Source organism: Marinobacter alkalisoli, from assembly GCF_045449855.1.
Taxonomy (GTDB): Bacteria; Pseudomonadota; Gammaproteobacteria; order Pseudomonadales; family Oleiphilaceae; genus Marinobacter.
This window is the reverse complement of record NZ_JBJJLC010000028.1, coordinates 82,851-105,587: the sequence shown is the minus strand read 5'-3', so window position 1 is coordinate 105,587 and position 22,737 is coordinate 82,851. Positions and strand designations below refer to the sequence as shown.

The following is a 22,737-nucleotide window of genomic DNA, read 5'->3' as shown; positions in this document are numbered from 1 at the left end:
CGGAGCCCAAGCGCACATGGATGTGCTTGTAGCGTGTTTCAGAAAAGGGGCAGCCACTCACTTGTGCACCGAATTTTGAGAATAGGTAAACCATGCAAACCAATCTAGTACAACAATACGCCAACACCCCGGAAGGACAGGAGGCCGAATCCATCCTGCGGGCCTGTGTCCACTGCGGATTCTGCACGGCAACCTGTCCCACCTACCAGGAACTCAATGACGAGCGCGATGGCCCCCGCGGTCGTATCTACCTCATGAAAATGTTCCTAGAAGGCCAGGAAGTCACCGAAAAATCCCGCGAACACCTGGACCGTTGCCTCACCTGCCGCAGCTGCGAAACCACCTGTCCCTCCGGCGTCCAATACGGCCGCCTGATAGATATCAGCCGCGGCCTGATGGAAGAAGAAATGCCCCGCCCGCCAAAAGACAAGTGGGTACGCTGGGCGCTGGCGCGCGTCATCCCCAACCGCAGACTGTTCGGTTTATTGCTACGCCTTGGCCAATTGTTCCGCCCGGCGTTGCCGGAAAAACTGCGCACCAAAGTACCGCCCAGAAAAGAAGCCAGTCCCTGGCCCGCGGCGAGCCATAGCCGCATCGTGCTGGCACTGGCCGGTTGCGTGCAGCCGTCCGCCACCCCCAACACCAACGCGGCTGCCGCCCGTGTGCTCGACCGCCTCGGTATCACCATGGTGGAAGCGCCGGAAGCCGGCTGCTGTGGCGCGGTGAACTACCACCTTTCCGAGCACGAGAAGGGCCTGGAGCGGATGCGCCAGAATATCGATGCCTGGTGGCCCGCCATCGAAGCCGGCGCCGAAGCCATCATCATGACCGCCTCCGGCTGTGGCGCCATGGTGCAGGACTACGGCCACCTGCTGAAGAATGATCCGGTCTACGCCGCCAAGGCAAAGAAGGTGAGTGAACTGACCATCGACCTGGGCGCGTTCCTGCTTAAACAGGACTTGGATAAGCTCAAAGTGCACCAGAGCCCGGGCAAGGTGGCCTTCCATTGCCCCTGCACCCTGCAACACGCCATGCAACAGAACGGCGTGGTGGAACAGGTGCTGACCAAAGCGGGCGTGAACCTGGCTGCCACCAAAGACAAGCACCTGTGTTGCGGGTCAGCGGGTACCTACTCCGTGCTCCAGCCGGAACTCAGCCAGAAGCTGTTGGGCAACAAACTCAAGGCACTGACCGTCGATAACCCGGACCGCATCGTCACCGCCAATATCGGTTGCCAGATGCACCTGGAAACCAAAGCGGATGTGCCGGTTCAGCACTGGATCGAATTACTGGATCAGTAACGTCTGCTATAGTCCCTGGCTCATTTTTGAAACCACAGGGAGTGGAATCGTATGCCAGGGAGTTTGGCGGCTTTGTTTATTGCCTCGCTATTGACCTCAGTATTCGCGTCGTCCGCGTCAGCAGGCGTTTACACCTGGACTGACGCCGACGGTGTGGTTCACTTTACCGACAAACAACCACCGACCCGCAATCACGAAACCGTCACGCTCAGTGAACCTTCGGTGGTGCCCATGTCCGAGAACATCGAGCAGGGCAGGCGGGTAACGACCATCAACCAACAGGTCAGTCGCAGCCTGGAGCGATCAGACTCGGGCCGGCGTTCTGCCGGTGGCAGCAAGAAAACAGACGCGCGTCACCAGAAAACGTGTGAGGGGTACCGTAAGCGACTGGACCGGATTCAGCAGCATCTCAGGGCCGGTTACAGTAATGACCGGGGCAACCGCCTGCGGCGACAGCGCAGGGAGGTGAGCCAGGCACTGAGCCGCGAATGTCTGTTGCGGTAGGGCCCTTCACTATCGGGTTCGGGCAGGTTACTGCCCGAATGTGGTGGTCACCAGATAGGCGGTATAACCGATAAAGCAGGCCATGAGCAGGATGCCTTCCAATCTGTTGATCCGGCCCGGACCGCGGAAGCCATAGCCAAGCACAAACAGCGCAAAGGTAAGGCCCGCCATCACCGGAAGATCCCGCACCAGAACTTCATCCGCGACCGGCATGGGTGAAATCATGCCGGCTATGCCGACAACCGCGAGGGTGTTGAACAGGTTGGAACCCAGAATGTTGCCCAGAGCCAGATCGTGCTCACCCTTGCGGGCAGCAATAACAGACGATGCCAGTTCGGGTAATGAGGTTCCAACGGCCACAATGGTCAGGCCGATGATCAGATCGCTTACGCCAAAAGCCATGGCCAGATCCACCGCCCCCCATACCAGAATGCGGGAGCTGATGATCAGCAGGATCAGCCCGGCTACCAGCCAGAACACCGCCTTGCGAATGGGCATGGCATGCGCTTTCAGCTCCACGCTCACTTCATCTGCGAGAGGGTCATCCGGTTTCTTCATGCCCGACCAGATGCTCCAGGCAAGCAGCACGGCAAAGGTCAGCAGCAAGCCAACCGCATCCAGCCGGCTGAGGGAGCCATCCAGAATCTGCCACGCTGCCAGGAGCGTCACCAGGATCAGAATGGGCAGTTCCTTTCGCATGACCTGAGAATGCACGGCAATCGGAGAAATCACCGCGGTGATACCCAGAATCAACGCAATATTGGTGATGTTGGAGCCATAGGCGTTACCCAGTGCCAGCCCGGGATTGCCCTGAGAGGCGGCCAGAGCCGAAACCACCATTTCTGGTGCGGATGTACCAAAACCAACCACCACCATCCCGATCAGCAGTGGCGGCATGCCAAAATGGCCGGCGGTGATCGCAGCGCCTTCAACAAACCGGTCCGCGCTCCAGACCAGCAGCGCAAGACCGGCAAAAATGGCAAGTAAGGCAATGAGCACGATGGTGAATTCCTTAATGAGGGATGATGTATTTCACGGCAGGCGCGTGGCCAGTGCAATTACACAGATCTACCTACATCCGGCAGGTAATTCAGCTGCGCTTGAAACTGGCCAAAGCCACCGCTGCAGTCACAAACAGGCCGCCGAACACCCGGTTCATCTGCCGCTGGCGGTAAGGGGTGGTCATAAAACGGAAGAGCTGACTGGCCAGCAGGGCGTAGCCCAGCATTACCAGGCAATCCGCCAGGATAAGCGTCGCGCCCATGGTCACCAGTTGCGGGCCATGGGGCTGACCGGCGACCAGGAATTGAGGAAACAGAGCCACCAGGAAGATCGTAGCTTTCGGGTTGGTCAGGTTGACCAGTGCTGATTGCCAGAAGCGCTTCCTTCCACTCACGACGGGCTGATCCTCCGGCTCGTTCGATACCACCGGCTCCCGCCATTTCTGGATACCCAACCAGATCAGGTAAGCAACCCCCAGCCACTTGATGATCGCCAACGCCCACACCGATGAGGCGACCAACGCGCCGAGCCCGGCGCCAACCAGCACAATCTGGGCGCCATAACCCAGTTGCAGTCCGAGTATGGCCGGCATGGACCGCCTCACGCCATAACGTAGTCCGTTACTCATGGTATTGACCGCGCCGGCACCCGGCGAGACGCTGATCAGTACCGCTGCCACCAAAAAAGTCAGCCAGAGTGTGAGTGACATTCCTTATAGTCCCTTTGCTGAAGTGTTGACGGAAGGTGCTAAACTTGGCACCGCAAACCCATGATAGCGCCAACAGGAGAAATCGCCATGGCCAAGAAACGGGCAAAGCCCACACAACACAGCGCTGTGCAGCGCGAACTGAGAACCCCGAAGTATCACATGCGGGTGGTGGAAGACAAAAGCAAGTACAAGCGCAAGCGTGACAAGGCGGTGAGAATCGAGGATTTCCGCAAAGCTGCCTGACGGGTGGTTTTACGAAAATCCTTGATTCTCCTTCCTGTAGAGCTCTCACTTTTTTATGCCCCAGATTCAGCTGGCGATATTATTGGGAATGACGGTCGCACTGGGACCGTTGGCACTGGACGCCTACCTGCCAGCCTTCCCGGACATATCTGATGGCCTGGGCGCCTCCCACGGACAGATCGGGTTAACCCTCAGTGCCTACGTTGGCGCATTGGGGCTGGCGCAGCTTGTTGGCGGCCCTTTATCTGATCGTTATGGTCGCCAGCAGGTGTTGCTGGGCGGGCTGTCGATATTTGCTGCAGCGGCCTTGATGGTTGCCCATGCAGATACGATCAACCAGATGCTGTTCTGGCGGGTCATCCAGGGTATTGGCGGTGCCTTTTGCGCGGTATCGGTTCCGGCAATTGTCCGGGATCAAAGCCATGGTTCCGAGGCGGCCCGATTGTTCGGGCTTATCGGGTTAATCATGTTTGTGGCTCCCGCGCTCGCTCCTTCCATCGGTTCCGTGCTGCTGGTGATCAGTGATTGGCCGGCGATCTTCTTGATGCTGACGGTATACGCCGTGTTGCTGGCCATCGTCCTGCACTTTGCATTGTTCCGACGCCTGCCGAAGCGGGAGAGGGAGGCTACCCCTGTCTCCACTCTTGTGACCAACTATCTGCTGGTGCTGCGGCACCCGGTGACCATGAGGTTTATTGGTCTGCAGGCGCTTTGCTTCAGCGCCATGCTGGTGTTCATTACCCATGCGTCCTTCATCTACCAGGAGTGGTTCGGGTTATCCAAGGCCATGTTCTCCGGCCTGTTCGCCGCCAACATCGGGGCCATGGCTTGCGTTAATCTGTTGAACCGTCGGCTCCTGAACCGTTTCGAATCCGTCGACATTCTCAGGGTGTCGGTTTTCCTGCAGACCGTCGCAATCATCGCGTTGGTGCTGTCCGCCTGGGCCGCCGCTCCCTATTGGGTTGTCGCCGCATGCATCATCGTTGCTGTGGCCTTCATGGGGGCCATCGTGCCAAACAACATGGCCAACGCCCTGGAGTTCTTCCCGCACTTGGGCGGCACCGCAGCCGCCCTGCTGGGCGCGGCGCAATTCACCATCGCCGGCGCCATCAGCGCGATATCAGCCACGCTCAGCGGCGGTTCGTTACTGCCCATCGTGTTGACCATGGCCGTTTGTGTGGCAGGGGCTGCGGTTCTTGCAGCCGGGGCGCCGGGAGCGGTTCGGCGGGAGCTGGCGTTGTCCCGGTGAGATTCACTGTCGCCCGCAACTGGTTTAACGCCCGCCATCTGCCGGGCGATACAAGGCCTTAACGGAAAATGCAGTGCTTGGCGAAATCGCCAGCTTCGTTCGTCGTCCAGTCTCCCTTCGGCTTCTCCTCCATATCCACGCACCAGGCTTCGCTGCCGACCTCCGGACTACAAGCGGTCAGGATGAATAGAGCAGCGACTGCAGTGACTGCCTTCAAGGCTGTTGTCATGGGAACTCCCCCTGTTGAAAAGGCGGCATTATGGCAATTTCCGAGGTTGGATGGGAGAGGTCTCTCCACTCAAAACGTGTATGCTCAACGTCAGGAATACAGCAACAAAGGAGGGGGGCCGTTGAAAGACCTTGAGCAGCATAAAAAGATTGCCGTACTGATTGATGCAGACAACGCCCAGTTGTCAAAATTGCCGTTGATCATTGAGGAACTGTCCTCTCATGGGCATGTGGTGGTAAAGCGGGCTTATGGCGACTGGTCGGTGGACAGTCTCAAGAACTGGAAGACCGTTCTCAATGAACTGGCCATCCAGCCTATCCAACAGTTCGCCTACACGAAGGGGAAGAACGCCACCGATGCGTCCATGATCATTGATGCCATGGACCTGCTTTATTCCTCCAAGTTTGATGCTTTTGCCCTTGTCTCCAGCGACAGCGACTTCACCAAGCTGGCGTCCCGGCTGAGAGAGTCCGAGATCTATGTATTCGGGGTCGGCGAGAAGAAGACTCCGGTATCGTTCCGCAGTGCCTGTGATGACTTTCTTTTCACGGAAAACCTTGAGTACCCGGAAGAGGTGGTGCCGGATGAGCCGGCCAAAACCGAAAAAGAAACCCCGAAAAAGAAATCCGAAAAGCTCCCTGAGGAAGTGGCACTGCTCAAACGTGCCTGGGAACAAACCCAGGACGATCAGGGGTGGGCGACCTTCTCCGCAGCCGGCTCCTTCCTCAAGCGCACCCGCCCGGATTTCGATCCCAGGACCTATGGAGTCAAGAAGTTTTCTGATTTGTTGGTCGCGAGGTCCGAGTATTTTACGGTTAAAAAGGGGGCTGACGGACAGGGATATCGGGCGTATAAGCCGATAGGTCAGAAGTAAGCGGGTTCCGGAAACAACAAAGCCCGCACAAGGCGGGCTTCGTCAGAATTCTTAATGGTGCCCGGAGGCGGAATCGAACCACCGACACGGGGATTTTCAATCCCCTGCTCTACCGACTGAGCTATCCGGGCGTGTTGCGCTACTGCTGTGCAACGGGGCGCTATTAAACCGGTTTAGCTGTTTTGAGTCAAGGCTGAGGGCTAAAAATTTGCGGATCTTTTGCGGATTGCTCAGCCTTTGATCAATAAGGGTTATTTTTCCGGCGGTACGTAGCCTTCGGCCTTGTCGAAGGGCTCGTTGTTGAAGAAGCGCTCCATCTGGGCCTGCAGGTATTTGCGGGTGTTCGGGTCCATCAGGCTCAGGTGTTTTTCGTTGATCAGCATGGTTTGCTGGTTCTGCCATTCTTCCCAGGCTTTCTTCGAAACGGTTTCCCAGATTTCCTGGCCTTTCTTGCCGGGCATGGGCGGGAAATCCAGTCCTTCCAGTTCTTCCTGGTACTTGCGACAGAAAACGGTGCGGCTCATGTCTGCTCCTGTTGGAATTGGCCGTTTAGATAGCTGCGCAGATGATAACAGATCGGGGGCGGGTCAGTGTGCTAGCTCAGAGCAGGGCGGTCTGCTCCGGGTTGGTCAGCAGCGTGCGTATCGGGGCAGGCAGGCCCAGGGTGAGGGCCTGGTCCCGGTGCAGCCAGCGCTGGTTGTCGTTGTCGGCGATGGTGTTGCTGGCGGTCACGGAAAGCCTCGCAGGCTGGATGTGCAGGTGGTAGTGGCTGAAGGTGTGGCGGAAACCACCGATCAGTTCGGCGTCGCTGCAGTCAAAGCCATACGCCTGCTCACAGGCCTCAGGCAGTTCATCCGGACTGAATGCCGGGTCAAGCTCGGGAAGGCTCCATAATCCGCCCCATATGCCGCTGGGAGGGCGTCTTTCCAGCATGATCCGCCCCTCGTTGTCTTCGAGGATGACCATCCAGGTGGTTTTCTCCGGTTTGGCTTTTTTGGGTTTTGAGCCGGGGTACAGGCTGACTTCGTTATTCCGTTGGGCAAGGCAGCCGCTTTGCAGCGGGCATGACTCACACTTGGGGCGTGAGCGGGTACATACCATGGCGCCCAGATCCATGATGGCCTGGGTGTAGTCCCGTACCCGGGTGTCCGGGGTGTGTTGTTCTGCATGTTCCCATAAAGTGTTGAGCACTCTGGTCTGTCCCGGCCAGCCCGGTACGGCATGGTAGCGTGCGAGCACGCGTTTCACGTTGCCGTCGAGGATGGCTGCCCGTTTGCCAAAGGCCTGGGCCAGGATGGCGGCCGCTGTGGAGCGGCCAATGCCGGTGAGGGATTCCAGTTTCTCCTGGTCTTCCGGGAATTCACCGCCAAAATCGTTCACCACGGTTCTGGCGGCTTTTTGCAGGTTGCGGGCGCGGGCATAATAGCCAAGGCCGGACCAGTGGCTGAGTACATCATCCTCCGGCGACTCGGCAAGAGCCCGCACATCCGGGAACCTTTGCATGAAGGCCTGGAAGTAAGGGATCACGGTGGCGACCTGGGTTTGCTGCAGCATGATTTCCGACACCCAGACCCGATAAGGGGTGCGGTTGTGGTGCCACGGCAGGTCATGCCTGCCGTGTTGGTCGTACCATGCGAGGAGATCCCGGGCGAAACCGCTACTCATTAGTTAAACAGCCCCTTCACCGCGTCCTTGATTTTGTCGCCTTCTTCGCCCAGTTGTTCGTCGATTTTTTCCTGAGCTTTTTCTTTGGCTTTGTCTTTGGCTCTATCGGTTTCTTCCTTGACCTTTGCCCGTGCGGCGTTGGCGGCGATGTCCTTCAGGGTGTCGCGGAAGCGGGAACCGTCAAAGGAGCACAGGCCGGCGGAGTCTTCGGAGTAGTCGCCGCGGCACTCAACGGGGATAACAACGTTTTCAACGTATTCCGTTACACGGCAGGCCTCATCACGGTGGATTTCGCCGACAATCCGCAGACCCAGTTCGTAATCCAGGTCCGTTTGCTTCAGGTCAACTGTGCCGTCGCCTTCCAGGCGCATGCCTGCCAGGGCCGCGACCAGGTCGGTATTGTTGAGGGTGTTGCCATCGATCTTCAGCGTGCCCTTCATATCGTTAAAGGGCGTGGTAGCTCCCCAGTCACTGGTGCCCAGGCTTTCCTGGTTCGCCAGCGCGATTCCCTGGCACGCCATGCGCGTCAGGTTCATTTTACGGAATTCGCCTTCGGCCAGGTTGAATGCGATTTCGCCATTGGCGTTTTCACGCAGTGCCGAGATGCGGTTGCCAGTGGTTTTCACATCCACGGTCAGGTTGGCGCCACCGGAAAGCATGTCGATCTCCGCCAGGTCTGTCAGCAGCGGCAACGTCTGCACATTGTTGACCTTGGAGCCGATGGTCCATTTCGGGTTATCCGTGCGGGCGTCCAGGGTAACGTTGGCGCCGAAGCTGCCGTAGTATAGCTTGCCGCTGAACTCGTCCACTTTCAGTACGCCGTTTTTGGCGGTAATGGACGACTTGATCTCGTTGATGTTGAGGTTGCTGATGATCAGCTCGCCCAGGCCGAGGTCAATGTCCAGCAGCAGGGTGCGCAGGGTTTCCAGTGGCAGAAGATCGCTTTCCTCAGCCGATGCCTGCGCTGTACCTCCTGTCTCCTCGGGGGCATCGCTTTCGTCGGTGGCGGCTTCGCTGCCGTCGTCTTCCGGCGTGGGCGGCAGGTAGCGGTCAGCGTTGATTGCGTCCCCCTGCAGGTTCAGTGCAACGGCGCTGTTGCTCAGGGTGTAGCTGCCACCGCCCGTGAATGTGGTGTCATCCAGGCTGATGGACAGGTCGCTCAGTTCAACCGTGCCGGCCGGGCCGCCGATGCTGGTGGAGAAGGCGACGGCTTCGAGTACTTCGGGATCCTCGGTTTCAATAGCCGGCTGGCCGAGAGCTGCCATCAGGCTCTTGAGGGAGAATTCGTCAATGCTGAGGGTGCCGTTAAGCTGTGGCTTGTCGCCAAAGCCATTGACCGTCAGATCGGTGTTGAGCTTGAGGTCGGCGAGGCTGGCGGTAAAGCCGTTGATGCTGGCGGTTTCGTTTTCGAGGTTGGCCTCGATGGAACCGGCCAGCTCAGCTGTCACCGCTTTGCCACCGAACGGCTCGCCGTTCATGTCGAAAACGGCCTCAAGGTCGGAGATGCCAAACTCGTTGAGGGCTTCGTTCGCGGCGAGACGGGCGCTCAGGCTGCCATCCACCACAAGTTGGGGTTGGTTGGTTTCAACCCGGAAGCTGATGTCCAGGGGAAAGCTGCTGCCCAGTGTGATGTCACTGGCATTCACTGTGAAGTCTTCCAGGGTCACGGACTGGCCGGTGCTCGCATCATTGTAGTGAACCTGGGCGTTGCTGATTTTCACGTTCTCGACATTGAAGTTCAGCGGTTCGCCGCCACCGGCTTCGGTATCTTCCGGGGCTTGCTCGCTTTGCTGTTCTTCGGCCGGTTCCTGGCTTTCACTCGCTTCACCTTCCGGCATGACACGGGTCCAGTTGCCATTGCCGTCCTTATCCACGTTCAGGCGCGCATCCAGACCATCCAGCAGGAAGGTATTCACCCGCGGCGACATGGCAATCAGTGACCAGAAGTCCACCTGTGCCACCAGTTGCTCCATCCGCACGAAGCGTTCGCCCTCAAGGGTGGCTTCCACGCCATTGAGTTCCAGGCCGAGGGGAATGAAAGACCAGCCGATGTCACCCTCCAGGATGAGGTCGAGGTTGGTGTTGTCTTCGGCGGCTTTCTCGATCTGGGGTTTGTAGTCGTTGGGGTCGATCACCATAACAGCGATTGCAACAGCGGCAATGGCCAGAATGATCAGACCGACGATAGCGAAGGCGATATAGCGAACAGCTTTCATAATTCAGGCTTCCTTCCATGTTTATGCGTTCGGGCAGCGCAGGGCGAACAAGCTTAAGGATAACGCAGGGGTAACAAAATAAAAGCGCGGATGTATGACAATACGTTAGTGATAGGCCAAAATAGGCGTCCTGTTTTCTGACAACTTTCTGACAACAACGTTGTGACAACTTTACAAAGATAAAAAGGAGCTGGCTGTGGCTATCACTGTATCGATCGAGCTGAACCGGGAACTGGATCTGCCGGGCAGTTACGATGACGTGTTCGACCTCCTGGCCGACGTACCTCGCTCTGCCAGCCACTTTCCGAAAGTGGACAAGCTGGTGGACCTCGGCGATAACGCCTATCGCTGGGAGATGGAGAAAGTAGGTGTCGACAAGCACGCCATTCAGTCCGTCTATGCCTGTAAATATTCTGCGGACAAAAGCGGCGGCAAGATTACCTGGGAGCCGGTAAAAGGTGAGGGCAACGGCGTGGTTCGTGGTTCGTGGACGATCACCTCCAAAGGGGATGACGTTACCGCCGTCAAATTCCAGACCAACGCGGAACTCACCGTGCCGCTGCCCGGCATGTTGAAGCTGGCCATCAGCCCCGTCATCAAGCATGAGTTCAACAGCTTGGTGGATACTTACATGAATAACCTGAAGAAAGCCTTCTGAGATCCGGATATCAACGCCATTGAAGGTCATGGTAGGACTCGGGGATGCAGAAAAGGTATAATCTGCAAATAATCAGTTTCCGGCATTTTGCCTATTCATAACCTGGAGTCCCCATGGCCGAACGTAAGGCTCGGGTAGAGAGAAATACCCTTGAAACGCAGATCACCGTCGAGATCAACCTGGACGGTACCGGGCAATCTTCCTTTGATACCGGTGTGCCCTTCCTTGAGCACATGATGGATCAGATTGCCCGCCATGGTCTGGTGGATCTGAACATCGTCTCCCAGGGTGACCTGCACATCGATGATCACCACACCGTGGAAGACATCGGCATCACCCTGGGACAGGCCTTCAAACAGGCCGTTGGCGACAAGAAAGGTATTCGTCGTTACGGTCACGCCTATGTGCCGCTGGATGAAGCCCTCTCAAGGGTTGTGATCGACCTGTCTGGCCGTCCTGGCCTGGTGATGGACGTTCCCTACACCCGGGCTGCCGTGGGTGGCTTTGACGTGGACCTGTTCGAGGAGTTCTTCCATGGCTTCGTGAACCACTCCATGGTGAGCCTCCACATCGATAACCTGAAGGGCAAGAATACCCACCACCAGATCGAGACGGTATTCAAGGCCTTCGGTCGCGCCCTGCGCATGGCTATCGAAATGGACGAGCGTATGGCGGGTATTACTCCGTCCACCAAGGGCTCGTTGTAGAAAGGCTCACTGTAACCGGTCATCGAAGGACACCGCATTACCATGAAAACCGTTGCCATTATCGACTACGGCATGGGCAACCTACACTCTGCTAAAAAAGCGGTAGAGCACGTAGCCCCGGACACCACCGTACTGGTTACCGACAACGCCGATCAGATCCGCGAAGCCGACCGGGTGATTTTGCCCGGGGTCGGCGCCATTCGTGACTGCATGGCCGAAATCCGCCGTTTGGGCGTGGACACCCTGGTGCGCGAAGTGTCACAGGACCGCCCGTTCCTGGGCATTTGCGTTGGCATGCAGGCGCTGATGTCCCGCAGCGAGGAAAACGGTGGCGTTGACTGCATCGACCTGTTTCCGTCTGAGGTGCGCTACTTCGGCGACAATCTGACGGAAAACGGAGAGCGTTTGAAAGTGCCGCACATGGGCTGGAACGAGGTCTACCAGACCATCGAACACCCGCTCTGGCACAACATTCCGGATGGTGACCGTTTCTATTTTGTGCACAGCTACTACGCCAAAGCCGAAGGCAACGCCGACATCGCCGGCCGCGGCCATTATGGCGTTGATCTGGCGGCCGCGGTGGCGAAAGACAATATCTTTGCAGCGCAGTTCCACCCGGAGAAAAGCGCCCGGGCGGGGCTGCAGTTACTGAAGAATTTTACTGACTGGACTGGAAAATGCTGATTATCCCCGCCATTGATCTGAAAGACGGCAAATGCGTTCGCCTGCGTCAGGGGCGCATGGACGACTCCACGGTATTCGGTGACGATCCCGTCGACATGGCCACCCGCTGGGTGGAAGCCGGCGCCCGCCGCCTGCACCTGGTCGACCTGAACGGCGCCTTCGCGGGTGAGCCGGTCAACGGCGAAATCGTCCAGGCCATCGCCCGCAAGTACCCGGATCTGCCGATCCAGATTGGCGGCGGCATTCGCTCGGCAGAGACCATCGAGGCATACCTGAAAGCGGGCGTACAGTGGGTCATCATCGGCACCAAAGCCGTGAAAGAGCCGGACTTCGTCACTGAAATGTGCAAGAAATTCCCGGGTCATATCATTGTTGGTCTGGACGCCAAAGACGGCCGCGTCGCGACCGATGGCTGGGCGGAAGTCTCCGAAGTGATGGCTACGGATCTGGCGAAGCGCTTTGCCAACGACGGCGTCGACTCCATTGTCTACACCGACATCAGCCGTGACGGCATGATGCAGGGTGTGAACGTCGAAGCGACGGCGGCTCTGGCCGAAGCTGGCGGTATTCCTGTTATCGCCTCCGGTGGCGTCACCAACATGGATGATCTCAAGCGTCTGGCGACCGTGGCGGACAAGGGCATCCTCGGTGCCATCACCGGGCGCGCCATCTACGAAGGCACGCTGGATGTGGCAGAGGCCCAGGCCTACTGCGACAACCTGAAGGCATAAGGACACATTTATGGGACTGGCCAAACGCATCATTCCCTGCCTGGACGTGGACAAGGGCCGCGTCGTGAAAGGCGTGAACTTTGTTGATATCCGCGACGCGGGTGACCCCGTTGAGGTGGCTCGCAAGTACAACGAGCAGGGTGCGGACGAGATCACCTTCCTGGACATCACCGCCAGTCATGAAAGCCGTGACACCACCTATGAAACCGTGGAACGTATGGCGGCGGAAGTCTTTATCCCACTGACCGTGGGTGGTGGCGTGCGTACCGTCGAAGATATCCGCAAACTGCTGAACGCAGGGGCAGACAAGGTATCCATCAATACTGCCGCCGTGTTCAATCCGGAGTTCGTGCGGGAAGCTGCTGACCGCTTCGGTAGCCAGTGCATTGTGGTAGCGATTGATGCCAAGCGGGTATCGGCCGAGGGCGAAGCGCCGCGCTGGGAAATCTTCACCCACGGCGGCCGCAAACCGACCGGGCTGGATGCAGTGGAATGGGCCCGCAAAATGACCACGCTGGGCGCCGGGGAACTGCTACTGACCAGCATGGATCGGGATGGCACCAAGATTGGCTTTGATCTCGGCCTGACCCGTGCGGTTAGTGATGCGGTATCGGTTCCGGTGATTGCCTCCGGTGGTGTCGGCGAGTTGCAGCATCTGGCGGACGGGGTGACCGAGGGCGGCGCGGATGCAGTGTTGGCGGCCTCAATCTTCCATTTTGGCCAGCACACCATTCCTGAGGCCAAGGCGTTTATGAAGGCTCAGGGGATTGAAGTCAGGGAGTAGGTGGCGCGGCGCCAAACACCTATTCGCTCTTGGCGTACGCAGGCCGGATGGCCTGCTTCTCACCTTCCGCAAACATCGGCCGGTTGTTATTCCGTATGGCCCACAGGCCGCTCACCGTGGCGACTGCGATACCCTGTTCGTCCAGCTTGGGCAGGTTTTTCTCCAGATAGTCCACAGTCACCTTGTGCGGGTGGCCAATGCCGACGGCGCTGCCGTTTTTTCGTGCCCGTTCAATCAACAGCTTGAACTGCCGATCCACGTATTCCTCAGTCTGCTCATGGTCAAGAAAGACATCACGGGTGAGGGTAGGAATGCGATAGGCGTCTGCGACCTTGCCGGCAATCGAGGAGGCAATGGTGCGGCTGTCGACGAAATACACTGGATAGCGGTCCAGCTCCGACATAACCCAGTCCATGGGTTCCAGCTGCTGGGTCAGCAGGCTGCCCATGTGATTGTTGACACCCTTGACGTGAGGGATAGACCGGAGGGCGCGGCGAAGCGTGTTTTTCAGGCTTTGCCGATCCATCTCGGGTGTCAGCCCGCCAGGGCCTAGCCCGAAATTACGGGTATTCGCCATAGGCGCGTGGAGCATGATTTCCTTGTGCCTGAGGTGGGCCAGCTTTGCGAGGGCAACGGTGTGTCGTCGATAGGGCAGGAAGGCCAGTGTCACCGGCTGTTCCAGATTTGCCAGACGCTTGCCTTCGTGGAGGTTATGGCCCATGTCATCAATGATGATGGCAATCGTCGGCGGCACTTGCCCTTGCGGCGCTGGCCCGGGAGTCTCCGCCCGGGCGGTTGTTGCCAGAAGCGTCGCGGCAATCAGTGAAATCAGCAGTCTCAAGGGCATTAATCCGCTTCGTTGATGCTGGTCTTGTTGCCGCGCTTATCCAGAATCCGCAGGCCTTTGAGCAGGTTCAGCGCTGAACGCAACTGGTAATCCCGCTCGGCGGCGGAAGCGTTCTGAAGTTCTTCCTCAGCGCTGTCCTCGCCCTCATCCTGGCCTTCCAGATGGCCGCTCAGGTCTGCTTCGGTAAAGAATGGACGGCCATCGATCTCCTGCAGCTCAGCAGGTTGGACTTCGATGTCCGGCTTGATGCCCTTGGCCTGGATAGAGCGTCCGTCCGGGGTATAGTAGCGGGCCGTTGTCATCTTGATGGCGTGGGTCTCATCCAGGGGAATGACGGTCTGTACGCTGCCCTTACCAAAGGACTGGGTGCCCATCACTACCGCGCGCTCATGGTCCTGAAGTGCGCCGGCGAGGATTTCCGAAGCGGAGGCGGAGCCACCGTTAATCAGTACGACAATGGGGGTGCCCTCCGCCACATCACCGGCTTTGGCGTTAAAGCGCAGGCGCGAGCTCTGGATGCGGCCCTCGGTATAGACAATCAGACCTTCATCAAGCAGGGCATCAGCGGCCTCAACCGCGGACTGCAGAATGCCGCCCGGGTTGTTACGCACGTCGATCACCAGGCCGTCGAGGTCGTGGCCGTATTCTTCTTTCAGGCCGTTCAGGGCATCGATAAACTGGGTGCCAGTATCGGCCTGGAACTGGGTGATGCGGAGATAGCCATAGCCATTATCAATCAGGCGGGATTTGATGCTGGTCACCTTGATGATGTCCCGCTCAACATCAATCTCGATGGGGGCATTTTCCCCTTCACGCATGATGGTCAGCGTGAGGATCGTTCCGGGTTTACCCCGCATCAGCTTGACGGCTTCCTCCAGGGACATGCCTTTCACCGGCTGGTCGCCAAGCTTGATGATCAGGTCGCCTGCCTGTACCCCGGCCTTCTGGGCAGGGGTGTCGTCAATCGGTGCAATCACTTTTACAAAGCCGTCTTCCATGCCCACTTCGATGCCAAGGCCACCGAATTCGCCGGAAGTGCTCTCTTCAAGCTGCTCGTAATCCTTGGGGGCCAGGTAGGTGGAATGCGGGTCGAGGTCGGACAGCATGCCCTTGATGGCACTTTCCAGCAGTTGCCGGTCATCGACTTCCTCAACGTAGGCATCCTTGATGCGGCTGAACACTTCGGTGAACTTGCGAAGGTCATCAAGGGGGAGCTGCTCCTCAGGATCGGGGAGCTGGATCTGCACACGTTCGCCATTCTGCACACCTTCCAGGAGTTCTCCGGTACGGTCATCGGTTTCCTGGGCATGAACAAGGCCGGGAAAGGCAACAAAGCAGGTAATCAGAGTCAGTGCGCGGATCGTTGTGGCGTTATATGTGCTTCTGGCCCGTCTCATTCACTTATCCTGTGTATATTCCGATGGTTGAGCAGTCCCCTGCATACCGGGACAGTATGGCGTCACTGGTCGGGTTTGTCAGCCCTTGGCCTCTATAACCGGGAGCCGCGTCTACTTTGCCAGCCAGCTGCGGGGGTTCACGGGTTTGCCGTTGCGGCGAATTTCGAAATAGAGTGCCGGGTCATCGGTGCCGCCAGTGCGTCCGGCGGCGGCAATGGCCTCACCGGCTTCTACCCAGTCTCCCGGGCTGGTGTAGAGGCTGCTGCTATGGCCGTAGAGCGTCATGTAGCCATCGCCATGATCGACAATGGTCATCAGGCCGAACCCTCGCAGCCAGTTGGCGAACACCACCCGGCCATAGTGTATGGCCTTGATGTCTGCGTTTTCTTCGGTGTTCATCAGTAGCCCGTTACGGCGAAGTTTTCCGTCGGCATAACGGTCCCCGTACCCACTGAATACCTTGCCCCTGGCAGGCCACGGGAGTCTGTTTTGCAAGGAGCCGAAGGGTTCGGATTCGTTGGGGGAGGGGATGTTGGCAATGGCCTCTTCCACTTCACGCAACAGCTTTTCCAGGCGTTCGCGGTCAGAGACCAGTTCTTCGCGCTCGCCTTTTCTGTCAGTGATTTCGGCGTCCAGGGCTGCGAGGGTCTGTTCCCGTCTGGAGCGGGATTGTGTCAGCTTCTCCTGGCGCTCTTCCACGTCCTGTTCCAGTTTCCCCAGGCGAGCCCGTGCCGCTCTGGCTTCCTGCTGGGTTTCCCTCAGCTGGCGCAGGTTCTCGTTGAACACCTCAAGGCGCTGGACGGTGTCCCGGCTGAGATATTCGTAATAGGTCATGGTGCGGGCGATCTTGTCCGGATCAATCTCGTTGAGCAGGACTTTGACGGCGGGGGCATCCCCTTCCATCCAGGCGGCGCGAATCTGTTTTTTCAGGCTTTCACGCTGGCTTTCCAGAGTACGATTGAGGTCCTTTTCTTCTTTCTGCAGTTCCGTCAGCCGTTGTTGCTGCTCTTCCGCCTGGCGGCGCAGCTCCCGCCGCTCCCGGGTCAGGCGGCTGATATCCTGTTCGATACCGGTCAGCTGCCGTTCCAGGGATGAGCGATCTTCTTCAGCCTTCGCCAGCCATTGATCAATGTCGGCAATCTGTTCTTTCAGCTCTTCGATCTGGCCGGGAGTCACTTCCTGATCGGCCAGCGCTGGCAGCGCACTGAATATCAGTGCAGCTGCCAGTAATCGGGGGGAAAACAATCGATCTCTCAATCGATGGTTACCAGGCTGTGCCCGGTCATTTCCGCTGGCTGTTCCAGCCCCATCAGGGCCAGCAGGGAGGGCGCCACGTCGCTCAGGCTGCCGTCATCTTTCAGACTGACCTGGCGCGGGCCTGTGTAGATCAGCGGCACTGGGCCAAGGGTGTGGGCGGTATGAACCTGGCCGGAATTGGGGTCGGTCATTTGCTCGCAGTTGCCATGGTCCGCAGTGATCAGCGCATCGCCGCCCACTTCATCCAGGGCTTCGACAATGCGTTTGACACACTGGTCGATGCACTCCGCGGCCTTGATGGCAGCGTCGAGTTTGCCGGTATGGCCGACCATGTCACCGTTGGCATAGTTGCACACCACCAGGTCGTACTTGCCGCTCTTGATGGCTTCCACCAGCTTGTCCGTGACTTCCGGTGCGCTCATTTCCGGCTGCAGGTCGTAGGTGGCCACTTTCGGAGACGGCACCAGAATACGGTCTTCGCCTTCAAACGGTGTTTCAAGGCCGCCATTGAAGAAGAAGGTGACGTGGGCGTACTTTTCGGTTTCCGAAATGCGCAGCTGGGTCTTGCCCAGGTTGGAAACGTATTCACCCAGGCCGTTGACCAGCTGTTCGGGCGGGTAGGCGCAGGCCGTTTTGATATCGGCGGCGTACTCGGTGAGCATGACGAAATCCGCCAGTTCCGGGTGCTTGCGGCGTTCAAAGCCCTCGAAGTCTTTCTCCACGAAGGTGCGGGTCATTTCCCGGGCGCGGTCGGCACGGAAGTTCATGAACACGACAGTGTCACCGTCATTGATGGTGCCTTCCGGCTCGCCCGCTTCGTGGATGCGGGTCGGTTTGACGAACTCGTCGTTTTCGCCACGCTCGTAGGCCTGCTCCAGTGCGGAGACGGGGTCCACTGCCGTGAACTCGGAATCGCCCAGAGTCATCAGGTTGTAGGCGGCTTCCACCCGATCCCAGCGGTTGTCGCGGTCCATGGCGTAGTAGCGGCCAACAATCGAAGCCACCCGGCCAACACCGAGGCTTTTCAGTTTGGCGGCGGCTTTTTCGAGGGATGGTTTGGCGCTGCGCGGCGGCATGTCGCGGCCATCCAGGAAGGCGTGGATATAGACTTCTTTTGCGCCCCGGGCCTTCGCCAATTCCGCGGCTGCCAGGATGTGTTCCTCGTGACTGTGGACGCCGCCCGGTGACAGCAAACCCATCAGGTGCACCGCGCGGCCACTGCTGACGGCTTTGTCGATGGCGGCGCAAAGGGTCGGGTTCTCCGCGAAGGTGCCGTCTTCCAGGTCCTTGTCGATACGGGTCAGGCTCTGGTACACCACGCGACCGGCGCCCAGGTTCATGTGGCCAACTTCGGAGTTGCCCATCTGCCCTTGAGGAAGCCCCACAAACATACCGGAGGTGTTGATCAGGGTTTTGGGCTGTTGCTGCCAGAGCTTGTCCCAGAACGGGGTATTGGCGTTGCTGATGGCATTGTCTTCAGCTGGGTCACGGTGGCCCCAGCCGTCCAGAATAATCAGTGCAGTCGGCTTACGCGTTGCGGTCATCACTTCATCCGGTATGGTTTTGAAATTTGTAAACGGGAGTGCAGATTCTAACCGTTTTCACGTCATCAGGCCACGCAGGTCTGCCTTCTGTCACTGGTTCAGGGTGTGTATAATCCCGCCAAACTAATTAACTGGGTGTTTTCATGGACAGGTTTATTGAATTTGCCGTCAACCACTACATTCTGGTGTCGCTGTTTGTGGCGTTCCTCCTGGCCATTCTGGTGCTGGAGTCCCGTCGCGGCGGCCAGAAAATTTCAGCCCAGGGCGCAGTAGGGCTGATTAACCGCGATGAAGCCGTGGTAGTGGACATCCGTGACCGCAAGGACTTTACCGAAGGCCGGATCACCGGTTCCGTGAACATCCCGTTGAGCGCCATCAAGAGCCGCGCCGGCGAGCTGAAAAAGTTCAAGGACAAGCAGATTATTGTGGCTGACAAGATGGGTCAGCATTCTGCGATGGCGGTCAAGCAGCTGAAAGCTGAAGGATATGAGAACGTGGTCCGCCTAAATGGTGGCATTGCGGACTGGAAAGGCAGTAACCTTCCTTTGGTCAAGAAGTAAAACGTTGAATCATACGAAAAGGATTGAACATGGCTGAGAATCAGCAAGGCGCAGCAGGTAGCGAAAACCAGAACCAGCCGCAATTCGCGCTGCAGCGTATCTATGTGAAGGATCTGTCCTTCGAATCCCCCAACTCGCCGGTTGTTTTCCAGGAGCAGTGGAAGCCGCAGGTGAATCTGGATCTGAACACCTCTCACAACAAGGTGAGCGACAACCAGTACGAAGTGGTGTTGTCCCTGACGGTTACCGCAAAGATGGGTGAGAAGGTGGCGTACATCGTCGAGATCCAGCAGGCTGGTGTGTTCCTGCTGCAGGGCATTGAAGGCCCGCAGCTGGGCCAGATGCTCGGCGCGTACTGCCCGACCATCCTGTTCCCGTACGCACGTGAAGCTATCGACGGCGTTGTGAACAAGGGCAGCTTCCCGGCGCTGATGCTGGCGCCGGTGAACTTCGACGCCATCTATGCCCAGGCGCTCAAGCGCAAGCAGGAAGAAGCTGAAGGTGAAAGCAAAGAAGAGCAGACTCACTGAAGCGTGTTTTCAGGTATCCGCTCACATAAAAAAACCGGCATCTGCCGGTTTTTTTATGTCTGCCTGAAATAGGAGGCGCAGTTCAGACCGCACCTTCAAACCCTAATTGCCGCCAGGCTTCATAAACCACCAGTGCAGCTGTATTGGACAGGTTCAGGCTTCGGCTTTGTGGCCGCATGGGGACCCGCAGGCGGCGTTCCGGCGACAGACCGCTCCGGACATCCTCTGGCAGCCCGCGGGTTTCCGGGCCGAACATCAGGTAGTCGCCATCCTCAAAGCGGGCTTCATGATAGTGCTGGCTACCTTTGGTGGTTAGCCCGAACAGCCTTTCCGGCTGCTCGCTATCCAGAAAAGCCCGGTAATCCTTATGGACTTTAACCGTGGCGTATTCGCTGTAATCCAGGCCGGCCCGTCGCATCTGTTTGTCTTCCAGATTAAACCCCAGCGGTTCAATCAGATGCAGCTGGCAGCCTGTGTTGGCGCATAGCCGGATAATATTCCCGGTATTGGGGGGAATCTCCGGCTCATACAGCACCACATGCAGCATGCAATCAGCGCTCGACCGCGAGGGCGACGCCCATACCGCCACCAATGCACAGGGTGGCCAGGCCTTTCTTGGCATCCCGGCGAGTCATCTCATGCAGCAGGGTGACCAGAATGCGGCAGCCGGAGGCGCCAATCGGATGGCCGATGGCAATGGCGCCGCCATTCACGTTGACCTTGCTGGTGTCCCAGTTAAGCTCCCGGTTCACGGAAATGGCTTGGGCTGCAAACGCTTCGTTGGCCTCGATCAGGTCGAGATCGTCCACACTCCAGCCGGCCAGTTTCAGGCAGCGCCGGCTGGCGGGAATCGGGCCGGTGCCCATGATGGTGGGATCAACACCCGCATTGGCGTGAGCCTTGATGGTGGCCAGCGGGGTCAGGCCCAGCTCTTTTGCCTTGTCAGCACTGCAGACGATCACTGCGGCGGCACCATCGTTGAGGGACGACGCGTTGCCCGCAGTCACCGTGCCGTCTTTCTGGAAAGCCGGACGCAGCTTGCCGAGAGCATCGGCAGTGACGCCATCGCGGGGATTCTCGTCCTTGTCGACGACAATCGGGTCACCCTTGCGCTGGGGGATGCTGACTGGAACGATCTGGCTGTCAAAATAACCGGCATTGCGGGCGGCCACGGCCTTCTGTTGGGACGCGGCGGCAAATTCATCCTGCTCTTCGCGGCTGATGCCGTATTTACCGACAATGTTCTCGGCGGTGACACCCATGTGGTAGTCGTTGAAAGCATCCCACAGGCCATCCTTGATCATGGTATCGACCATGTTCCAGTCACCCATGCGCTGACCGTTGCGGCTGTTGGGCAGCACGTGGGGCGCCTGGCTCATGCTTTCCTGGCCGCCGGCGATCATCAGCTCGGCGTCACCGGTGCGAATAGCCTGGACCGCCATGTGAACGGCCTTGAGGCCGGAGCCGCAGACCTTGTTGATGGTCATGGCAGGCACGGATGCCGGGATGCCTGCATTGATCGAAGCCTGGCGAGCCGGGTTCTGGCCGCAGCCGGCCGTCAGGACCTGTCCCAGAACAACCTCGTTGATCTGCCCGGCTGGTACACCGGTTTCCTCAAGCAGTGCCTTGATAACGGCGGATCCCAGCTGGTCGGCACGCAGGCTGGAAAGGCCGCCGCCAAAGCTTCCGACGGCGGTGCGTTTGGCGGCTACGATGACAACATCACGCATGGATTCTCTCCGGTTCTGTAAGGCGCCAGGCAACCTGTTTGCCGGCGCAGGCAGGATGAAAACTGATTTCATTGTAACGGAAAGCCGTTAAGCACCAAAGCAGCTGGTGGCCAGCCGCTGCTTTCAGTGGGGGTGTTTCAGAATCCGTTCAGCAATGCGGCGCAAACGTTCCCGCCGGATCGCCTCTCCCAACGCTTTACCCTTGTGGCCTTGCGCCATCAGCTCTCTTGCATCGACATCGGCGGCAACACTTGCAGACTCCCGCAGCAGGGTGATGGCGACGCCGTACTGGTCGGGCAGGGTGCAGGTGAAGGTGGTCAGCAACCGCTGGAATCTTTCTGGCCGCCGCCAGGCGTCCGCCTCGTCGAGCAGGGTCAGGATGCCTTGTTCTGTAATCCCGGCATCCGACTGGTCGCGAAGCTGGGGTGCCAGCCGGCTGGTAAGGCGTGCCAGATCCTGGCAATCATTGGGCGCCTTGAGCGATTGTGCCCGTTGATTGGCCTGGTCTTCGGGCAGGTGGGACAGCAGCGCCGCGAAACGGGTCGGTGTATCGGCATCCCCGGCGGAAACGCAGTTCAGGGAAGCCAGGGCTGTTGCCAGCACGGTGGTTTCGGACAGTTCGGGGACCAGAACTGACAGGGCGTCACAGCCCTGGAGCACTTCGAAGAAGGTAGCGGGATCGTTTTCGTGAAGGGCGCGCTGAATTTCCTGCCAGACTCGCTCCGGTACCAGGTGATCCACTTCGCCGGAAGCGGTCATCTGTCGCATCAGTTCCATGGTGCTGTCTGCAACCCGGAACCCCATCGGGGCCAGGCGAGCGGCGAAGCGAGCGGTACGGAGTATTCTCAGGGGATCTTCCGCGAAGGCGTCTGAAACGTGGCGCAGAAGTCGCGCCTTGATATCGGCCTTGCCGTTGAAGGGGTCTGCCAGCTCCCCGGATGTGGACATCGCCATGGCGTTGATGGTGAGGTCGCGGCGCCTGAGGTCGTCCTCCAGGGTGACGTCCGGGGCGCTGTAGACGGTAAAGCCATGGTAGCCCCGGCCGGCCTTGCGCTCGGTACGGGCGAGGGCGTATTCTTCGCGGGTGTCGGGGTGCAGGAATACCGGGAAGTCGGCGCCGACCTGTTTGAAGCCCTGTTTCAGCATCTCCTCAGGTGTGGCGCCAACGACGACCCAGTCGCGGTCCTTGACCTCCAGGCCCAGTAGCTCATCCCGTACCGCGCCGCCAACCAGATAGGTTTCCATGGGTCCCGAAGTTCTCCAATGCCGGAAAATGATCCGGGGATTATCGGTGGTAGCGGCGGCCGAGGCAAACC

Annotated in this window: 25 protein-coding genes and 1 tRNA gene; 12 read left to right on the top strand and 14 right to left on the bottom strand. The window is 58.6% G+C overall.

Annotated features, from left to right (window positions below):
* The first annotated feature begins 92 nt into the window (after positions 1-92).
* Positions 93-1,301: a glycolate oxidase subunit GlcF gene (gene glcF, locus ACJO5Y_RS12230; protein WP_406987519.1), complete on the top strand. Its 1,209-nt coding sequence runs from the start codon at positions 93-95 to the stop codon at positions 1,299-1,301.
* A 51-nt stretch (positions 1,302-1,352) separates the two neighbouring features.
* The gene (locus ACJO5Y_RS12225) at positions 1,353-1,805 is read left to right on the top strand and encodes a DUF4124 domain-containing protein (protein ID WP_406987518.1); all 453 of its coding nucleotides are present in this window, start codon (positions 1,353-1,355) and stop codon (positions 1,803-1,805) included.
* A 27-nt stretch (positions 1,806-1,832) separates the two neighbouring features.
* Here the strand turns inward: ACJO5Y_RS12225 and ACJO5Y_RS12220 are convergent, their stop codons facing one another.
* Together ACJO5Y_RS12220 and rhtB are read right to left on the bottom strand one after the other, a co-directional pair.
* Positions 1,833-2,804 (bottom strand): calcium/sodium antiporter, encoded by a 972-nt coding sequence (locus tag ACJO5Y_RS12220; protein ID WP_406987516.1) that lies wholly within the window; start codon positions 2,802-2,804, stop codon positions 1,833-1,835.
* Positions 2,805-2,895: 91 nt separating this feature from the next.
* Positions 2,896-3,516, bottom strand: a complete 621-nt coding sequence (gene rhtB / locus ACJO5Y_RS12215) for a homoserine/homoserine lactone efflux protein (RefSeq protein ID WP_406987514.1) — start codon at positions 3,514-3,516, stop codon at positions 2,896-2,898.
* Between the two features lie 87 nt (positions 3,517-3,603).
* Here rhtB and ACJO5Y_RS12210 point away from each other — a divergent pair, with 87 nt between their 5' ends.
* Together ACJO5Y_RS12210 and ACJO5Y_RS12205 are read left to right on the top strand one after the other, a co-directional pair.
* Positions 3,604-3,759 carry a hypothetical protein gene (locus ACJO5Y_RS12210; protein ID WP_012136823.1) on the top strand — a complete coding sequence of 52 codons (156 nt, stop codon included), beginning with the start codon at positions 3,604-3,606 and terminating at the stop codon, positions 3,757-3,759.
* Between the two features lie 55 nt (positions 3,760-3,814).
* Entirely contained in the window at positions 3,815-5,008 is a 1,194-nt protein-coding gene (locus tag ACJO5Y_RS12205) for a multidrug effflux MFS transporter (RefSeq protein WP_406987513.1), read from the top strand.
* Positions 5,009-5,066: 58 nt separating this feature from the next.
* Here ACJO5Y_RS12205 and ACJO5Y_RS12200 read toward each other — a convergent pair whose 3' ends face one another.
* On the bottom strand, positions 5,067-5,237 hold the full coding sequence (locus ACJO5Y_RS12200) for a DUF3012 domain-containing protein (RefSeq protein WP_406987512.1): 171 nt from the start codon (positions 5,235-5,237) through the stop codon (positions 5,067-5,069).
* 121 nt (positions 5,238-5,358) lie between these two features.
* Here ACJO5Y_RS12200 and ACJO5Y_RS12195 point away from each other — a divergent pair, with 121 nt between their 5' ends.
* On the top strand, positions 5,359-6,111 hold the full coding sequence (locus ACJO5Y_RS12195; protein WP_406987511.1) for an NYN domain-containing protein: 753 nt from the start codon (positions 5,359-5,361) through the stop codon (positions 6,109-6,111).
* A 55-nt stretch (positions 6,112-6,166) separates the two neighbouring features.
* Here the strand turns inward: ACJO5Y_RS12195 and ACJO5Y_RS12190 are convergent.
* The 4 genes from ACJO5Y_RS12190 to ACJO5Y_RS12175 all read right to left on the bottom strand — a co-directional run bounded on the left by ACJO5Y_RS12190 (position 6,167) and on the right by ACJO5Y_RS12175 (position 9,992).
* A tRNA-Phe gene (locus ACJO5Y_RS12190) sits at positions 6,167-6,242 on the bottom strand.
* 120 nt (positions 6,243-6,362) lie between these two features.
* Positions 6,363-6,635: an oxidative damage protection protein gene (locus ACJO5Y_RS12185; protein ID WP_012136792.1), complete on the bottom strand. Its 273-nt coding sequence runs from the start codon at positions 6,633-6,635 to the stop codon at positions 6,363-6,365.
* 76 nt (positions 6,636-6,711) lie between these two features.
* Positions 6,712-7,776, bottom strand: coding sequence for an A/G-specific adenine glycosylase (mutY, locus tag ACJO5Y_RS12180; protein ID WP_406987509.1), 1,065 nt, complete (start codon positions 7,774-7,776; stop codon positions 6,712-6,714).
* The gene (locus ACJO5Y_RS12175; protein ID WP_406987508.1) at positions 7,776-9,992 is read right to left on the bottom strand and encodes an AsmA family protein; all 2,217 of its coding nucleotides are present in this window, start codon (positions 9,990-9,992) and stop codon (positions 7,776-7,778) included. The genes mutY and ACJO5Y_RS12175 overlap by 1 nt, the downstream gene beginning before the upstream one ends.
* Positions 9,993-10,188: 196 nt before the next feature.
* Between ACJO5Y_RS12175 and ACJO5Y_RS12170 the strand changes: the two genes are divergently transcribed.
* From ACJO5Y_RS12170 to hisF, 5 genes are all read left to right on the top strand, one after another.
* Positions 10,189-10,650, top strand: coding sequence for an SRPBCC family protein (locus ACJO5Y_RS12170; protein ID WP_406987506.1), 462 nt, complete (start codon positions 10,189-10,191; stop codon positions 10,648-10,650).
* 113 nt (positions 10,651-10,763) lie between these two features.
* Positions 10,764-11,357 carry an imidazoleglycerol-phosphate dehydratase HisB gene (hisB, locus tag ACJO5Y_RS12165; RefSeq protein ID WP_406987504.1) on the top strand — a complete coding sequence of 198 codons (594 nt, stop codon included), beginning with the start codon at positions 10,764-10,766 and terminating at the stop codon, positions 11,355-11,357.
* A gap of 42 nt (positions 11,358-11,399) precedes the next feature.
* Positions 11,400-12,041: an imidazole glycerol phosphate synthase subunit HisH gene (gene hisH / locus ACJO5Y_RS12160; protein WP_406987502.1), complete on the top strand. Its 642-nt coding sequence runs from the start codon at positions 11,400-11,402 to the stop codon at positions 12,039-12,041.
* Positions 12,035-12,772, top strand: a complete 738-nt coding sequence (gene hisA, locus ACJO5Y_RS12155; RefSeq protein ID WP_406987501.1) for a 1-(5-phosphoribosyl)-5-[(5-phosphoribosylamino)methylideneamino]imidazole-4-carboxamide isomerase — start codon at positions 12,035-12,037, stop codon at positions 12,770-12,772. The genes hisH and hisA overlap by 7 nt, the downstream gene beginning before the upstream one ends.
* Positions 12,773-12,782: 10 nt before the next feature.
* Positions 12,783-13,556 (top strand): imidazole glycerol phosphate synthase subunit HisF, encoded by a 774-nt coding sequence (gene hisF, locus ACJO5Y_RS12150; protein ID WP_406987499.1) that lies wholly within the window; start codon positions 12,783-12,785, stop codon positions 13,554-13,556.
* 19 nt (positions 13,557-13,575) lie between these two features.
* Here the strand turns inward: hisF and ACJO5Y_RS12145 are convergent, their stop codons facing one another.
* From ACJO5Y_RS12145 to gpmM, 4 genes are all read right to left on the bottom strand, one after another.
* Positions 13,576-14,403, bottom strand: coding sequence for a divergent polysaccharide deacetylase family protein (locus ACJO5Y_RS12145; RefSeq protein ID WP_406987497.1), 828 nt, complete (start codon positions 14,401-14,403; stop codon positions 13,576-13,578).
* Entirely contained in the window at positions 14,403-15,800 is a 1,398-nt protein-coding gene (locus ACJO5Y_RS12140; RefSeq protein WP_406987496.1) for a S41 family peptidase, read from the bottom strand. The genes ACJO5Y_RS12145 and ACJO5Y_RS12140 overlap by 1 nt, the downstream gene beginning before the upstream one ends.
* Before the next feature lie 111 nt (positions 15,801-15,911).
* On the bottom strand, positions 15,912-17,045 hold the full coding sequence (locus ACJO5Y_RS12135) for a murein hydrolase activator EnvC family protein (protein ID WP_406987495.1): 1,134 nt from the start codon (positions 17,043-17,045) through the stop codon (positions 15,912-15,914).
* A gap of 8 nt (positions 17,046-17,053) precedes the next feature.
* A complete protein-coding gene (gene gpmM / locus ACJO5Y_RS12130; protein WP_406987494.1) occupies positions 17,054-18,601 on the bottom strand; it encodes a 2,3-bisphosphoglycerate-independent phosphoglycerate mutase in 1,548 nt (515 codons plus the stop codon).
* Between the two features lie 143 nt (positions 18,602-18,744).
* Here gpmM and ACJO5Y_RS12125 point away from each other — a divergent pair, with 143 nt between their 5' ends.
* Complete coding sequence (locus tag ACJO5Y_RS12125) at positions 18,745-19,161, top strand: rhodanese-like domain-containing protein (RefSeq protein WP_406987492.1); 417 nt, start codon at positions 18,745-18,747, stop codon at positions 19,159-19,161.
* Between the two features lie 29 nt (positions 19,162-19,190).
* Positions 19,191-19,691 carry a protein-export chaperone SecB gene (secB, locus tag ACJO5Y_RS12120; RefSeq protein WP_406987491.1) on the top strand — a complete coding sequence of 167 codons (501 nt, stop codon included), beginning with the start codon at positions 19,191-19,193 and terminating at the stop codon, positions 19,689-19,691.
* An 82-nt stretch (positions 19,692-19,773) separates the two neighbouring features.
* Here secB and trmL read toward each other — a convergent pair whose 3' ends face one another.
* From trmL to ACJO5Y_RS12105, 3 genes are all read right to left on the bottom strand, one after another.
* Positions 19,774-20,238: a tRNA (uridine(34)/cytosine(34)/5-carboxymethylaminomethyluridine(34)-2'-O)-methyltransferase TrmL gene (gene trmL, locus ACJO5Y_RS12115; RefSeq protein WP_406987490.1), complete on the bottom strand. Its 465-nt coding sequence runs from the start codon at positions 20,236-20,238 to the stop codon at positions 19,774-19,776.
* Between the two features lie 4 nt (positions 20,239-20,242).
* On the bottom strand, positions 20,243-21,421 hold the full coding sequence (locus tag ACJO5Y_RS12110; protein ID WP_406987489.1) for an acetyl-CoA C-acetyltransferase: 1,179 nt from the start codon (positions 21,419-21,421) through the stop codon (positions 20,243-20,245).
* 123 nt (positions 21,422-21,544) lie between these two features.
* On the bottom strand, positions 21,545-22,666 hold the full coding sequence (locus tag ACJO5Y_RS12105) for a tRNA nucleotidyltransferase/poly(A) polymerase-related protein (protein WP_406987488.1): 1,122 nt from the start codon (positions 22,664-22,666) through the stop codon (positions 21,545-21,547).
* Positions 22,667-22,737 lie beyond the last annotated feature (71 nt).